Origin of the sequence: Streptomyces sp. NPDC006372 (genome assembly GCF_040612515.1) — a bacterium.
Lineage (GTDB): Bacteria > Actinomycetota > Actinomycetes > Streptomycetales > Streptomycetaceae > Streptomyces.
On sequence record NZ_JBEXQJ010000003.1, the window covers coordinates 72,321 to 86,850 of the forward strand.

16 protein-coding genes and 4 pseudogenes are annotated in these 14,530 nt (G+C 68.4%); 5 read left to right on the top strand and 15 right to left on the bottom strand.

Features of this window, described 5'->3' with window-relative positions:
• Positions 1–269: 269 nt before the first annotated feature.
• Together ABZ016_RS07420 and panD are read right to left on the bottom strand one after the other, a co-directional pair.
• Positions 270–614, bottom strand: a complete 345-nt coding sequence (locus tag ABZ016_RS07420; protein ID WP_356915581.1) for a GNAT family N-acetyltransferase — start codon at positions 612–614, stop codon at positions 270–272.
• A 21-nt stretch (positions 615–635) separates the two neighbouring features.
• Positions 636–1,055 (bottom strand): aspartate 1-decarboxylase, encoded by a 420-nt coding sequence (panD, locus tag ABZ016_RS07425; protein ID WP_356915582.1) that lies wholly within the window; start codon positions 1,053–1,055, stop codon positions 636–638.
• A gap of 257 nt (positions 1,056–1,312) precedes the next feature.
• Here panD and ABZ016_RS07430 point away from each other — a divergent pair.
• Positions 1,313–1,488: pseudogene (locus tag ABZ016_RS07430) on the top strand (IS5/IS1182 family transposase); the annotation flags it as partial.
• 420 nt (positions 1,489–1,908) lie between these two features.
• Here the strand turns inward: ABZ016_RS07430 and ABZ016_RS07435 are convergent.
• From ABZ016_RS07435 to ABZ016_RS07455, 5 genes and pseudogenes are all read right to left on the bottom strand, one after another.
• A pseudogene (locus ABZ016_RS07435) lies at positions 1,909–2,208 on the bottom strand (nucleotidyl transferase AbiEii/AbiGii toxin family protein); the annotation flags it as partial.
• 97 nt (positions 2,209–2,305) lie between these two features.
• A pseudogene (locus ABZ016_RS07440) lies at positions 2,306–2,452 on the bottom strand (SDR family oxidoreductase); the annotation flags it as partial.
• Positions 2,453–2,553: 101 nt separating this feature from the next.
• On the bottom strand, positions 2,554–2,709 hold the full coding sequence (locus ABZ016_RS07445) for a transposase (RefSeq protein ID WP_356915583.1): 156 nt from the start codon (positions 2,707–2,709) through the stop codon (positions 2,554–2,556).
• 421 nt (positions 2,710–3,130) lie between these two features.
• Complete coding sequence (locus ABZ016_RS07450; RefSeq protein WP_356915584.1) at positions 3,131–3,274, bottom strand: transposase; 144 nt, start codon at positions 3,272–3,274, stop codon at positions 3,131–3,133.
• Between the two features lie 210 nt (positions 3,275–3,484).
• Positions 3,485–3,712: a hypothetical protein gene (locus tag ABZ016_RS07455; RefSeq protein ID WP_356915585.1), complete on the bottom strand. Its 228-nt coding sequence runs from the start codon at positions 3,710–3,712 to the stop codon at positions 3,485–3,487.
• A gap of 60 nt (positions 3,713–3,772) precedes the next feature.
• Between ABZ016_RS07455 and ABZ016_RS07460 the strand changes: the two genes are divergently transcribed.
• Entirely contained in the window at positions 3,773–4,621 is an 849-nt protein-coding gene (locus ABZ016_RS07460) for an oxidoreductase (protein ID WP_356915586.1), read from the top strand.
• A complete protein-coding gene (locus ABZ016_RS07465; protein ID WP_356915587.1) occupies positions 4,621–5,235 on the top strand; it encodes a TetR/AcrR family transcriptional regulator in 615 nt (204 codons plus the stop codon). Before ABZ016_RS07460 ends, ABZ016_RS07465 begins: the two co-directional genes overlap by 1 nt.
• Before the next feature lie 478 nt (positions 5,236–5,713).
• Here the strand turns inward: ABZ016_RS07465 and ABZ016_RS07470 are convergent, their stop codons facing one another.
• The 6 genes from ABZ016_RS07470 to ABZ016_RS07495 form a co-directional block, all read right to left on the bottom strand.
• Complete coding sequence (locus tag ABZ016_RS07470; RefSeq protein ID WP_356915588.1) at positions 5,714–6,238, bottom strand: hypothetical protein; 525 nt, start codon at positions 6,236–6,238, stop codon at positions 5,714–5,716.
• Between the two features lie 11 nt (positions 6,239–6,249).
• Positions 6,250–7,230 (bottom strand): hypothetical protein, encoded by a 981-nt coding sequence (locus ABZ016_RS07475; RefSeq protein WP_356915589.1) that lies wholly within the window; start codon positions 7,228–7,230, stop codon positions 6,250–6,252.
• Between the two features lie 36 nt (positions 7,231–7,266).
• Positions 7,267–7,866, bottom strand: coding sequence for a carboxymuconolactone decarboxylase (locus ABZ016_RS07480; protein ID WP_356915590.1), 600 nt, complete (start codon positions 7,864–7,866; stop codon positions 7,267–7,269).
• 10 nt (positions 7,867–7,876) lie between these two features.
• Positions 7,877–8,374 (bottom strand): hypothetical protein, encoded by a 498-nt coding sequence (locus ABZ016_RS07485; protein ID WP_356915591.1) that lies wholly within the window; start codon positions 8,372–8,374, stop codon positions 7,877–7,879.
• A gap of 455 nt (positions 8,375–8,829) precedes the next feature.
• Positions 8,830–10,308: a class II fumarate hydratase gene (gene fumC, locus ABZ016_RS07490; RefSeq protein ID WP_356915592.1), complete on the bottom strand. Its 1,479-nt coding sequence runs from the start codon at positions 10,306–10,308 to the stop codon at positions 8,830–8,832.
• Positions 10,305–12,002: an NAD-dependent malic enzyme gene (locus ABZ016_RS07495; protein WP_356915593.1), complete on the bottom strand. Its 1,698-nt coding sequence runs from the start codon at positions 12,000–12,002 to the stop codon at positions 10,305–10,307. Before ABZ016_RS07495 ends, fumC begins: the two co-directional genes overlap by 4 nt.
• 273 nt (positions 12,003–12,275) lie before the next feature.
• Between ABZ016_RS07495 and ABZ016_RS07500 the strand changes: the two genes are divergently transcribed.
• A complete protein-coding gene (locus ABZ016_RS07500) occupies positions 12,276–12,581 on the top strand; it encodes a hypothetical protein (RefSeq protein ID WP_356915594.1) in 306 nt (101 codons plus the stop codon).
• Between the two features lie 135 nt (positions 12,582–12,716).
• Here the strand turns inward: ABZ016_RS07500 and ABZ016_RS07505 are convergent.
• Positions 12,717–13,582 (bottom strand): annotated as a pseudogene (locus tag ABZ016_RS07505) (alpha/beta hydrolase).
• A gap of 162 nt (positions 13,583–13,744) precedes the next feature.
• On the bottom strand, positions 13,745–14,143 hold the full coding sequence (locus ABZ016_RS07510) for a nuclear transport factor 2 family protein (RefSeq protein ID WP_356915595.1): 399 nt from the start codon (positions 14,141–14,143) through the stop codon (positions 13,745–13,747).
• On the opposite strand from ABZ016_RS07510, the gene ABZ016_RS07515 reads away from it, so the two are divergent.
• Entirely contained in the window at positions 14,135–14,293 is a 159-nt protein-coding gene (locus tag ABZ016_RS07515; protein ID WP_356915596.1) for a hypothetical protein, read from the top strand. The genes ABZ016_RS07510 and ABZ016_RS07515 overlap by 9 nt on opposite strands.
• Positions 14,294–14,530 lie beyond the last annotated feature (237 nt).

Here is a 14,530-nt window from a genome sequence, read left to right on the forward strand (position 1 = left end):
CAGGTGGGGTAGCGGGGCAGGCGCGTGGTGCTGCCGGGGCTGGAGGTGCGTGCACCGGCAGGGGGCGGGGGCGCGTCGGGGGGCGCTCAGGGTCGCGCGCCCCAAGGGCGGTTGGAGGGCACGCGCCCCACCTGTTCTGACACTGCTCGTCGGGCCGCGTCATCGGGGATGCCGGTGCCGGACGCGGCGGCGGTCCTTTGGTGGTGGACGAACGCCCACCCTGGCGCGGGGCCAGGGCGGGCGGCCGACGGTCGGTGATCGGCGGTCGGTCAGAAACGGCCCGGATGCGCCGCCAGCCACTCCTTCGACGCGGTCACCAGGTCCTGGCCCGCGGGCGGAGCCTCCTCGGGGTGGCGTTCGGCCCACTTGGTGACGTAGGGGCAGAGTGAGGCGACCGCGCTGTCCTCGCGGCCGGCGATGGCGTAGAGCTCGCGGGCCAGGGAGCCGGCGATGCCTTTGCCCTCGTGGGCCGGCTCGACGATCGTGTGGACGGGTACGAGCGCGCGCTCAGGGCTGTCGAGGACGAAGTACTCGATGCGGCCGACCACTTCACCGTCCACCACGGCCTCCAGACGGCCCACCGCCCGGTTGTCGCGGATCTCCGGGTCGCTCATTCTCACGCTCCTGTGTGTCGGTCAGGCGCTGACGGCCTGCGGGCTGCGCTGCTGGTCCGAGCCCGGCACCGGCTCGGACGGGTCGCTGCCCAGGTCCACGATCCGGTTGTCGCGGTCCACGTGCACGACCCGGGGGACGAGTGCCCGCGCCTCGGCGTCCGTCACCTGGGCGTAGCTGATGATGATCACCAGGTCGCCGGGGTGCACGAGGTGGGCGGCGGCCCCGTTGATCCCGACCACACCGGATCCGCGCTCGCCCTCGATGACGTACGTCTCCAGCCGGGCGCCGTTGGTGATGTCCACGATGTGCACGAGCTCACCGGGCAGCAGGTCGGCGGCGTCGAGCAGGTCGGCGTCGATGGTCACGGATCCCACGTAGTGCAGGTCGGCCTGGGTGACGGTGGCGCGGTGGATCTTGGACTTGAGCATGGTGCGCAGCACTTTGGACTCCTGGAAGACGGCTCCCTGCCTGCTTTGTGCAGGTCAAGGGCGGTCTTCACTCTACACGGGCACGCGTCGGAGTCGAAGATACTGAGGAACATCGACTTCACTCGGGCAAGAAGGCTCCTCACTGCGCTTTCGTGCAAGCCAGACTGTTGCACCATCGCCGACCATGCACCCGCTCGAACGTCCGTCCAGGAATGAGCGAGGACCCATGCTGACCTGATGCTGACTCACCTGACGATACGTCAGGCACGCACTTCGTCGAGCACTTAGCCACCCTCGGCACCGGCTGGAAATCGTTCAACGCACCCCGGCCAACCTGGGGCCTCGCCCGGTCCCAGAACATTAGGCGGTCGAGCGGACCTATGGCCGACTGACGCTGCACCGGCATCTGGTCCGAGACTACGAGATACTCCCGGTCCGATCCGAAGCCGCCTCACCGGGGAGCACACGGTTTGGGCACTTGTGGTTCAAACAAAGCCGGGCTCCCGACTGTGATCGATCGATCACGGCCGCTACCACTTGGTGGGCAGCTGAGTTCCGGTCGCCTGCCCAGACTGCTACTTCCAAGCCGCAAGGCAACGAAAAGGAGAAGGCAGTGGAAGGATCCGAAGCGCAAAACGTCCCGCTGTCCGTCTCGACAGCAATCGGTGTACCAGCGTGCGGATACGAAAGCGACAGCGCTGTCCGGAGTTGCCGGTGCACTACGTGCGATCACGGCGGGGACGGCACTGTCCACACCGGTCACCTCGTCGCGCTTGCTCACCACGGCTGTGGCACTGGTGGGCACACTGCTCGGAGCATCGGACAGCGGAGTTCTCGTATGGTCAGCTCGAACGTGGCCTTATCAAAAGAACGCCTCCTTGAGGACGTCCACCTCGCACTCCTCGCCTGTGTCCGGATCGGTGACGAGGAACCGGCCGCTGAGCGGATCGGTCTGGACGTGCGTGGTCCGCCATCCGCGCTCGCTGAGGCCTGCTGTGAGTGAGGCGACGATCTCCTGCATCGGAGCGGGGTTCTCGGTGGCGACGTCGAGGTCGCGGCTGAAGCGTTCGACCAGGCCGTGGGCCTGCACGGCGTATCCACCAGTGAGGACCAAAGGGTAGGGGGAGCCGAGATCGAGAATGTTGCGACAAGCGTTAGCCTCGATCGTCCATGAGTCGTCGTCGGGTCGCTGGCGACTCCGTCCTTGTGTGGTGCGGGTGTTCCGAGGCCGGCGGCCGTGTACTCCTCGACCGCGATGACCCTTATGCCCGCCGTCCGCCGTCGACCGACAGCGCGATCCCGGTGATGTAGGACGCGGCGTCCGAGCAGAGCCAGACTGCGGCTGCGGCGGCCTCTTCCGATGTGGCCATCCGGCCGAGTGGGGTGATCGCCTCCTGCATCGCGATCAAGGGGGCGGCAGAACATGGTGCGGCTGTCCGCTGACTCCTATGCCCAGCCGAAGCAGCGGCCCGTGGCCGTGCGAGACGCCGGCTCATCCGCTGACCATCGATCACCGAATCATCGCCTCGCTGGTGGCGGTCAGGGCCTCGTAGTCCCGGGCCAGACGGCAGGAGTTCATCAACCATGCGAACGTGCGCTCTGCCACCCACCGCCTCGGCAGCACCGCGAACCCTGTCGTGTCGTCGGTGCGCTTGACGATCTCCAAGGTCAAAGGCGAGGTTGTCCCGGCACCAACCGACGAGGCCGCCGGTGTAGCTGCCGTCGGCCCAGACGAGGGTGATGTCGCGGCGGAGCCGGGTCAGCAGGCCTGCCGCGGCGTCCCGGGCGCCGAAGTTCGCAGCGGTGACCGTGACGACCAGGAGCAGACCAGGGTGTCGGTCACGATGTGCCGTTTGCGGCCCTGCACCTTCTTCCCGCCGTCATAGCCGCGTGCGCCGGCACCGTCGTGGCGGCCCGCACCGGCTGCGCGTCGATGATCCCCGCCGTGGGCTCGGCCTCGCGGTCCTCGCGCTCACGGACCTTCCTGCGCAGCCGGTGTGGAACTCGGCGACCAGCCCGAGCTCGCGCCAGCGGTGGAAGAAGGCGTAAAACCGGCCCCAGCCGGGGAAGTCCGCGGGCATCGCCCGCTACGAGATCCCGCCCGCGACCAGGTAACGGATCGCGTCCAGCAGCTGCCGGTGACAGTAACTCCCGGGCCGTCCGCCCCGCCCCTGAAGCCAGGCCGACACCGGCAACAACGGCCGGACCTCCGCCCACTCCGCGTCCGTCATGTCCGACGGATACCGGCGAACCCGATCAGGATGATCGGCCGCGTTTGCCGTACACGTGCGCGAGGCAATCGCACGACACGGCGGGCGAGTTGGAGTCAACGGGCTCGAGCCGTACAACAACGACAACAGAGCCTCCGGAAACCGCTCGGAATGGGGTCGCACCCCCGAGCTACCAGGAGGCCCTGCCTGCATGCGCGCACCGCCGGAAGATCACCCGACCAGGAACTCCGACCGATCCACACGTTCCAAGACGGTTGAGATACGGCTTCTCAGGCGCTCGCTGGGTGTCCCTGTGATGATCGGGGTGCGTTCTGATTGTCGGCCTGGCTGCTGGGCCTTGACGGCGCCGATCCGGGCGGTGCGCGGCACGCAGATGGCCTGGGGGTTCCATTCCGTGAGCGCTGCCAGAATCGACGCGGCAACGATAAAAATCGACACGGTGTAGACTTTTGCTGAAGAGGGCGACCCGGCTCCTCGCGAGATCTCTCTGGAGGAACAGTGGAGAAGCAGAACTGGCTCATCACCGGCGTCAGCACGGGCCTGGGGCGCGCTTTCGCCCAAGCCGCCATGGCCGCCGGGCACACCGTCATCGGCACCGTCCGCTCCGAGAAGGACCTGCGGGCCTTCGAAGAGCTCAAGCCCGGGCACGCTCACGGCCGCATCCTGGACGTGACGGACGGTGACGCCGTCTCCGGCGCGGTCGCGGAGGTCGAGCGGAGCGTCGGCCCTCTGGACGTCGTCATCGCCAACGCCGGCTACGGCCTGGAGGGAACCTTCGAGGAAACCCCGCTGGCCGAGGTGCGACGGCAGTTCGAGGTGAACGTGTTCGGGGCGGTGGCCACCCTGCAGGCGGCGCTGCCCCACATGCGCCGCCGCCGCCGCGGACACCTGATGGCCGTCACCTCCATGGGCGGGCTCATGGCCGTGCCCGGCATGTCCGCCTACTGCGGCAGCAAGTTCGCCCTGGAGGGAATCCTCGAGGCGCTGGGCAAGGAAGTCGCGCAGTTCGGAATCCATGTGACGGCCATCGAGCCCGGCTCCTTCCGCACCGACTGGGCCGGACGGTCCATGGCACGTGCCGCACGGACCGTCGACGACTACGACGAGTTGTTCACCCCCATCCGCGAAGCGCGGCAGAAGGCCAGCGGGAACCAGCTGGGCAATCCGGCCAAGGCGGGGGAAGCGGTCGTGCACATCACGACGGTCGAGCAGCCGCCGGCCCACCTCGTCCTGGGCTCGGACGCGCTGCGGCTTGTCACCGCCGCGCGCACGGCCGTGGACGAGGACATGCGCGCGTGGGAGACACTCTCGCGTACGACCGACTTCACCGAGGGCGCTCAGCTCTGATGCCCGGCCACCATTCCGCGCGCAGCCGTCGCACCACCGAGCGCAAGGGGGATGTCCGGGAGCGGGCCATCCTCAACACCTGCGAAGCCCTGCTGGCACACAAGGGCTACGACGCCATGACCGTCGGCGACATCGCCCAGGGCGCCGGCATCACACGCGGGGCCCTGTACTTCTACTTCGGCTCCAAGCAAGAAGTGGTCACGGCACTCGTGGCCCGGACCGTCGAGCACCTGTGGGAACGGTCCCGGGCCACCGCGCAGACCGACGAGCCACGCCAGGCCATCGCAGCAGCCATGCAGCGCACGATCGAGCTGTGGAGCGAACACGGCCCGGTCCTGCGCACGGCGATCGACCTGTCGTTGACCGTGCCGGAGATCGGTGAACTGTGGAAGCACACGGCTGACCTGTTCATCGCGGCCATCACCGCCGTCCTGGAACGCGCCGGCATCCAGGCCGGCGCTGCACCGGACCAGGCCTCGGCGATGGCACGCGCCCTGTGCTGGATGATCGAGCGGACCTTCTACCACGCTTCACAGGAATCCCGCGAGAAGCTCCAAGAGGCGTCGGCGACATGCGAACACATCTGGCTGACCAGCGCCGGCCTGATCACGTGAGGTATCTGCCATGGACGCAGTGAGGCGCGGACCCATGAAGTCCGGGTCGAGCCTTGCCCCCGTGAAGTGGACACCTTTTCGCGTCGTTATGCGGTGAGGGTGCTGGTGACCAGTTCGTAGGCGATCGGAGCCCCAACTCCTCACCCCAGGGCCGCTGCCGGTCTCCCCTCCGGGGGCGCGCGGCACGGGTACGGTGTCCCGGGCGGTCAGGTCCAGGTCGAGATGTCTGTGCATATCCAGCTCGAACCGGCCATAGGGATTCACGCGGGTCCAGAACAGCAGGGAGAGCGCCCGCCGGTCCGCGTCAGTGAGGGTGTCAGCCCATTTCGGATCGGCGAAAGACCTAAGGGAGACCCCCGTCCGCGTTGGTCCCCATTCGGCTGTCCGTTTGGTGTTCTGCCAGACGCAACGAAGCTCCCCGGCTACGACTGGTGATTGTCGAGGTCAACCAGGTAGCCAAAGAGGCTTCGTTGCGTGGTCATGCTGTCGTGGGTGCAGTCTGGTCTTCCAGCGCGGGGCGGTTGTTGAACGGCGTTGCTGGCGGAGCCCCGGCCCGTTCATGTACCGCCGGATTTCTGTGGGCATGGCCGCTTTCCTTGAACTCCAGGGCGCTGCCGGCCGGGCCCCGGAAGAACATGGCCCACTGCTCACCGGGCTCGCCGGGAGAGCGGCGGTGCGGCTCGATGTCGAATCGCACCCCGGCGGCACGCAGCCGCTCGGCGAACTCGTGGAAGCGCTGCTCGTCCAACAGCAGGCCACAGCGCGGGACGGGCCCCGTGTGCTTCTCGACCAGGCTGGTACCCGCCGGTCGTGGAGCGCTCGCTACCAGGTGGGTGACCATCTGGTGTTCTTCGAGGTCCCAGTCCATCCGGTGATCGGTGCTGCGGCCCTCGGGCAGGACCAGTACTCGGCCGTAGAAGTGACGGGCGGCGGCGCCGTCGGCCTCGACGCAGGTCTCGATCGATACCGGGCCGGTGGTGACGATTTCGCTGTGCCGGTTCACGGGCTTCTCCGCTACCGGATGCCGGGGGTGAGCTCGACGCGGAGAAGGGCGGCGTTGCGGACGACGCCCTGCGGCGGGGCGGTCGTGCCGCCGTCCGTGGTCACGTACAGCGTGCGGCCCTCATCGCCGGGCTCGCGTCCCCAGCAGGCGCTCGACGGGCCGACGATGACCGGGTCGAACGGCTCTCCGAGCAGGTGGCGCACCTCGCTGCCGTGGCGGGGCGCCAGCGGCACGCGGTCGAGGGTGTTGGCGCGGTGCCGAGTGACGTAGGCGAAGCCGACGTCCTCGTCGACGCAGAAGTCGTCGCCGTTGTCGATGGCCGCGACGAACTCCGGCGGGCCGGAGGCGTCGAGCGTGGCCGGGTCGACCGGGACGCGCATGAAGACCCGCTGCGCGGTGGAGGTGTAGTACAGGTAGCCGGCCCGTGCGCCGTAGCGCACGCCGTTGACGCCGGGCTGCGGCGGCCAGGGCACCTCGCCGTCGGGGTCCGGGGCCATGGTGTCGTGCTCGGCCCAGACCCGCGCGGTCGCGCCGCGGGCCCCTTCGGCCAGGTCGACCCGCCAGATCAGGCCGGCGAAGCAGTCCGCGACGGCCAGCACGCCCGGCCCGAGCAGACAGCTGCCGTTCAGCGCTCGCACTCGGTCGTCGAAGGTGAAGATGGCCTCAGGGGTGACCGGGGTGCCCGGAGCCCAGCCCTTGAGATCGAGCCGGACCAGGTGGGACTCGTGCGTGGTGTAGCCCTCGGTGAGGCTCAGGACGAACACGTCCGGCTCGACCTCGACGATGCCGGTGACCGGGTGGTCGAAGGCATGCACGAGCACCGGGTCGGCGAGCGCGCGGGCGGGGCCGGGAACGTACCAGAGCTCTTGCTGGAGCACGGCGGTGATCAGCACCGACCCGTCGGCGCGCACGGCCAGGTTCTCAAGGAAGTACTTCTCGGGGAAGTAGGTGACTGGGGTGACGGTGACCTCGGGCAGCGGGGCGATGGCCATGGCAGGCTCCTCACATTCGGATGGGTGTCAACGGTGTTACTGGTCGAGACCGACGGCGTTGGACGGAACGTCGTAGGCCATCAGGGTGAGCGAGACGGCGGTGAACCAGCCCATGAGGACCGTGACGTCGACGAGACCGGCGTCACCGAGCAGTTCCTGGGCGCGGCGGAACAGCCCCTGGGGCACCACGCGCGCCGCGGCCAGCGCCGAAGAGAGCTCGTAGACGACCTGCTGCCGCGGGTCGCCGAAGGCGGTCGGCAGGCCCGCGATCAGCGCCTCCGCCTTGGCCGAGTCGAGCCCGCCGAGCCGCACGCCGATCTTCTCGTGCTCGAAGCTGCTGTACGCGGCGCCCCAGCGGCCGCAGATCACCAAGGTCGCGATCTCGATCTCGGCCTTGGAGAGCGTGGAATCCGCCTGGTAGTACGCGCCGATGGGCGCGATCGTCCTGAGCAGGTCCGGATTGGCGGCCCAGATCTTGTGCGGGCCCGGCACCAGGCCGCGCAGGCTGTTGGTGAAGTCGAACGCCGCGCGCATCTCCGCCGGCATCTGGCCGACCGGCGTCTCGGTGAACCGCCCGAACGTGCCGAACGCGTCCGGGTCTTCGAGCAGGGCCCTGGTCTCATTGATATCGGGCATGACTTCCTCCTCAGGTGAGCCAGGCAACGGCACGGCCCGCGGGGACGTCGTACGCGTTGAGCAGGGTGCCGAGCGCCAGGTAGTGGATGACGATGAACACCACCGCGTCGAAACCCGGCCGGCCGAGCCGGGTGACTGCGGTGTCGTACAGCGGCCCGGGCAGGGTGCCGCCGCGGATGAGCGCCGTGGCGATGTCGGCGGCGAGCAGTTCGTCCTCGCTCAGGTCGGCCGGGCGCGCGCCGGCGCTCAGCGCCGCCACCTGATCCGGGCGCAGGCCCGCCCGCGCGGCCAGCGGGGCGTGCGCATACAGCTCGTAGGCAACATTGAACCGGCCGCCGATCGTCAAGACGACGACCTGACGCGCCCGTTCACTCAGGCCGGGCAGCTTCTGGGCCAGGTTGACGAACTGGCCCAGAGGCACAGCGAGATCCGGGAAGTGGAGCAGCACGCCCCAAGGCCCCACGAACGCGCCGTCGGGATTCAGGACCTCGAAGCCCTGGTACTCCACGTCCTGGTCATCTTCATCCAGGCGTCATATAGGGCGCGCTGCTCGGTGGTCAGCTCCGCCGGGCGGAGCAACGGCAGTCGCATGGATCTTCTCCTCACATCGATTCTTGATGCGTTCCGCCCTTGAAAGCGCCGGTGTTCGTCGAGACCGGCAACCCGAACCAGGTCCAGATCTGTTGCGCCGGATGCCGGACCTGCGAGAGGCCATACAAGGCAGCGAGGCCGCCAATGCCGGCACCGAGGTCGCCGACCTCGGCCGCTACCTCGCCGTCGACCCGACGGCGAGGAACGCGACACCGATCATGTGGGGTCCTGCTGGGCTCACTGCCCGATGGCTGCGGAACGTGCGGTGTCTGATGGTGGTCTCGTATCGGGTTCTGAGGAGGTGGTGAGGGGCCAGCGCCGCCAGATCGCGGTGCAGACGACGCGGTCAGCGTGGTGCTCGAAAACCGGGCCCTACTGTGATCGATGAGGTGGGCGGGCCATGGCGGCTGGGTCGGCGATGCGGTCGAAGTCCTCGGCGCTGATGGAGCCGGAGTCCAGTGCGGCCTCACGCAGGGTGGTGCCCTCCTCGTCGGCCTTGTGCGCGAGGGCCGAGGCCTTGTCGTAGCCGATGGCTGGGGAGAGGGCGGTGACCAGCATGAGGGACCGGTCGACATAGGAGTCGATTTGGTCGCGGTGGAGCTGGGCGCCCTCGATGCAGTACTGGCGCAGGTTGGCGCAGGCGTCGGTCAGGATGGTGGCCGCGTGCAGGAAGTTGTTGATGATGACCGGGCGCATGGCGTTGAGCTCGAAGTTGCCCTGTGAGGCGGCGGAGGCGACGGCAGCGTCCTCGGAGAGAACCTGGAGGCAGACCATGACCATCGCCTCGCACTGGGTCGGATTGACCTTGCCCGGCATGATCGAGGATCCCGGCTCGTTGGCGGGGAGGATCAGTTCGCCCAGACCGCAGCGGGGCCCTGAGGCCAGCCACCGGATGTCATTGGCGATCTTCATCAGCGGCACGGCGAGGGCACGCAGGCCGGAGGAGGCGCCGGCCATGGCATCCAGGCCGCCCTGGGCGGCGAACTTGTTCTCCGCGGTACGGAAGGGGTAGCCGGTCGCGGCGGCGATCTCGCCGGCGATCTGCTCGCCGAAGCCGGGTGGGGCGTTCAGCCCGGTGCCGACTGCGGTGCCGCCCGCGGCGAGCTCGTACAGGCCCTCGGCGGAGGCAGTGGTTCGGTCGACGGCTTGCGTCAGTTGATGGGCGTAGCCGGACCACTCCTGTCCGACGGTGAGCGGGACCGCATCCTCCAGATGGGTGCGGCCGATCTTCACCACGTCGCGCCACTGTTCCGCCTTGGCCTCGATCGCCCGCTGAAGCGCCTGCACGCTGGGCAGCAGGTGCTCGTGGACCGCCTTGACCGCGGCGACGTGCATGGCGGTGGGGAAGGTGTCGTTGGAGGACTGCCCCATGTTGACGTGGTCGTTGGGGTGGATCGGGGACTTGCTGCCCAGCTCGCCGCCGACCAGCTGGATCGCTCGGTTGCTGATCACCTCGTTGGTGTTCATGTTGGACTGCGTCCCGGACCCGGTCTGCCACACATACAGCGGGAAGTGGTCGTCGAGCTTGCCCGCGATGACCTCGTCAGCGACCTTTTCGATCAGGTCGGCCTTCCAAGCAGGCAGCCGCCCGGCCCGCCCGTTGAGGATCGCGGCCGCCTTCTTGACGTAGCCGTAGGCGTGGTAGACCGCCTTGGGCATCCGGTCGTCCCCGATGGAGAAGTGGATCAGGGACCGCTGTGTCTGGGCACCCCAGTACCGGTCCGCCGGTACGTCGATCGCGCCCATCGAGTCCGTCTCCCGCCGGGTTCCGGTCGCGTCCAGACCGATGGGCACGTCGAGAACCTCCGGGGTGTCCTCGTCCTTGCCGGCGCCCGACTGCCGCGCGGTCATGCCGTCGCTCCGTTGCCGTAGACGGGCTCCCACATGGCCTGGCGGACGGCTTGGCCGGGATCGGCCGGCTCGCTGGTGGCGACGCTGTCGCTGACCGCCGCTTCGACCACCGCCGCTGCGGTGATCGCGGAGGACTTGCGCAGGTTCTCCACGGGTGGCAGCAGGGAGGCGCCGGGTGCGCTGACGTCGACCTGGTCGGCCACCGCCTGGGCAGCTGCGAGCAGCATTCCATCGGTCACCTTCGATGCGCCGGAAACGACCGTACCCAGGCCCAGACCGGGATACAGCAGCGCGTTGTTGGCCTGCGCGATCTCGTAGGTCACCCCGTCGTGCTCGACGGGTGGGACGGGGATTCCGGCGGCGACCAGGGCCTTGCCCTTCGACCAGGCGATGACGTCGGCCGGCATGGCCTCGATGCGCGAGGTCGGGTTGGACAGCGGGAGGATGATCGGACGCTCGGTGCCCTCGGCCATGGCCTCGACGACCTCGCGGGAGAACGCCCCGTGCACGGTGGAGGTACCCAGCAGGATCGTCGGCTCGACCTGCTTGACGGTCTCCAGCAGGGAGATCCCGCCGTCGTCCTTCGGCCAGTCGGCGACCTCCGACGGACCGCGCGCGTAGGGCTGCTGGAAGTCACGCAGATCACTTGTGTCGCGAGTGAGCAGGCCCGGCTTGTCGACCAGCCAGACCTGGGCCGTGGCCTGCCGGCGGCTCGCACCGTCACGAACCATGGCATCGCGCAGCTGGTCGGCGATGCCCACCCCGGCGGTGCCCGCGCCGAAGACCACCACCTTCTGCTCTCGCATCGGCACATCGCTGACCTTGATGGCCGACAGGACTGCGGCCAGGGTGATCGCACCGGTGCCCTGCATGTCGTCGTTGAAGATTCGGTAGCCGCCGTAGGTCTCCAGGATCCGCCGGGCGTTGCTGGGGCCGAAGTCCTCGAAGTGCAGCAGCGCACGCGGGAACATCGCCGAGACCGTCCGCAGGTACGCCTCGATGAACGCGTCGTAGTCGGCGCCCCGGACCCTCGGGTGCCGGTTGCCCAGGTACAGCGGGTCCTTCAGCAACGCCTCGCGGTCCGTTCCCACATCCAGTGACACGGGGATGACGCGGGCCGGGTCGATGCCGGCTGCCGCGGAGTAGACCGCCAGCTTGCCGGCCGCGATCTGAATGCCCCCCACGCCCCAGTCGCCGATGCCCAGGATCTGCTCCGCGTCACTGCACACGATCAGGTCCACGTCCTCGGGCCCGAGTTGGAGCGTGGCGAAGGCCTTCTCGATGTCCTCGGGCCGGTCGATGGACAAGAAGACGCCGCGCGGGCGGCGGTACTCATGGGAGTACTTCTCGATCGCCTCGCCCACCGTGGGGTCGTACACGACCGGCAACAACTCCACCAGGTGATCGGTGAGCACCTTGTAGTACAGAGTCTCGTTGCGGTCGTGCAGCTGCTCCAGATACACGTTCTTGGCCAGGTCACCGTCCTGGGCCTGCAGCTGCTGGTATGCGCGCTGCGCCTGCTGCTCCAGCGTCAGTACCGCGGACGGCAGGCGCCCGGTCAGGCCCAGCTCGTCCCGGTCCGCTTGCGTGAACCCCACACCCCGGTTGCGGAGTGGATCAGTCAGGACGCCCGGAGTAGCCGGAGTTCGCGCGGTGTGCTTGGTCATCATTGCTCTTCCTGAGGGCGCGTGCATGCTGATATCGCCCCACGGGCCTGGACCTGGAGCGTCACCCAGGTCCGTCACTGCCGTACGCGAGGCACCTGTCCCTGCCGCTCGTTGATAGTGAGCCGGTTCGCCGGGGCACCCGGGATTGCCGCCGCGGCCGGGACGATTGCGCGGGTAACCCCGCCGAGCTTGCTGACACATGCTTGGCCTCAAGACCATCGGGGATCGTTCAACTCCCACGACAAGGATCGCTTGGAGAATTACCGGGTGAAGACGCACTGCGAAAGCGAAGCTCGGGGAATGTCCGGCTCGCACATCGGCAGCCTGTCGGCGCAGCTTGGGGCCGACTGCGGCTGCGTCACGCCGCAGGGTGCGCGGATCGATGTCCGCGGCGAGGAGAGCCTCGGCGTGGCCCATGAGCCAGTGTTCGATGTCACGCTGATCGGTTTCCAGGTGGAATCGGAGCCCGAGGACAGGGACTCCGACAGCGAACGCCTGGCGCGGGCATCACGTCGTGGACGCGAGGTAGCGGGCGCCGACGGGCAGTTACAAACAGTCGTTGTGCCAGTGCAGGACGGAAACATCGGCGAGGAGACGCAGGGCTGAAGTCCTGCCTTCGGGTGTGAGGGCAAGGGGGGCGTATCCGATCTCTGTGGCTGGGCCTGATGCGACTGCTGCCCCACGCGCGCGGGCGAGAAGCCGGGCCCCGTACGCGCCCATATGCCTGGCCCCCGGCCCTACTTATCCCAGCACCCGCCCGAGGAAGCCGCGCAGGTAACCCGCGACGACGTCCAGGTGGCTCTCCAGCAGGAAGTGACCGCCGTTGATCAGGTGCACCTCCGCGTCCTTGGCGTCCCGGGCGAAGGCCCGCGCACCCGCCGGGCCGAAGATTTCGTCGTTGCGGCCCCACACGGCGAGCACCGGGACCTCGCTGGTGCGCAGGAACTCGTGCAGCAGCGGGTAGAGCGGGCGGTTGTTCTGGTAGTCGCGGAACAGCGCCAGCTGGACCTCGTCGTTGCCCTCGCGAGAGACGAGGGCGAAGTCATGCTCCCAGGTGTCCGGGCTGACAACGCTCGGGTCAGGCACGCCGTGCACGTACTGCCAGCGGATGGCGTCGATACTCAGCGCGGCGCGGACGGCGGGTTCGGTGTCGGGCCCTGGCTTCGCCCCGTAGGCCCAGACGTCGGTCCAGAACGACTCGACGAAACCGTCCTCGTAGCCGTTGCCGTTCTGGGTGACGAGGGCGGAGATCCGTTCGGGGTGCCGGAGCGCGAGGCGCCAGCCGATGGGGGCGCCGTAGTCCTGGACGTAGAGGGCGTAGCGGTCCAGGCCCAGTTGGTCGAGCAGTCCGGAGGTGAGTTCGGTGAGGGCGTCGAAGGTGTAGGTGAACTCCCTACGAGGGGGGCGTCGGAGTGGCCGAAGCCGAGGTGGTCCGGCGCGATGACGTGGTAGTCGCCGGCCAGCAGCGGGATGAGTTCGCGGAACATGAACGAACTGGTCGGGTAGCCATGCAGCAGGACGATCACGGGGGCGTCGGCGGGGCCGGCTTCGCGGTAGAAGATCTCATAGCCGTCGACGGTGGCGGTCCGGTGGTGCACCGAGCTCATATCTAACCCCTTTGAACAGTCGGGAACTACTCGAAACCGACATGGTTCCCTTCACGCGTCGGCGTCCCGGCCCCGCTGACGCGGGCCGCACCCGCGACATCGACGAATTCTGCGCGGTAACCGGCAAGCCGTGACCTCGCGGAGGCCATGCCCTGAGCCGGGTCACATCACGGCGTCGGTCTGCAGTGGGCCCGCAGTGACACGGAGCGTCCGGATGCGCACCGGCTCTTCCTGGTCGAGGTAGAAGATGTGCATGAAGGGGGCGCGCACCACCCGCTCCGGTTCGTCCTTCTTGGCCATGACCGCCTCACCGCGCAGCAGACGGACGCCGTCGCCCGCGGTCCAGAACTCCAGGACCTCATGGCTGATGACCAGCGGCGCGTCGATCTTGACGAAGAACTCCTTGATGGCCTCGACGCCGTGGATGTGCGCGGCGCCGAAGTACATGTCGGTGTTGTCGGTCAGGGGCGCGAAGCCCGTGCCGAACTCCAGGGTGTCGATGGCGTCCATGAACTTCAGGACCCAGCCGGGGACAGCTGTCGCTTGTGCGGTGTGAGCCATGGTGCGGACTTCCTGATCGGACTGCGGCGCACGACCCTTGCCACCCGCGCCTTCCCCACTCCCGGCGATCTGAACACCGCCCTCCCGCGGGGACGTCACAAGGCCATCGCCACGACGAGGGAAGAGAACAAGACCGCCACCGCCAGCTAGATTTGCGGCTGTCACCAACTACGCCGACTCTCCCGGACCGCGATGCCCTGACCTGCCACTACGCACCAGCCCTGGACTGACGTGGACGCCCGAAGACGGTCTCTGCAACCTGTGCCATGTGGTGCCGTTGCAGCCCAAACCGGAGAGCAGCCCCTACAAGCTTCGCTGCGGTCAGGCCGCATCCCACGACCGCGCAGGAGATAGCCCTCCTTCGTGGTGCCGTGCTTCTCCTCGTAC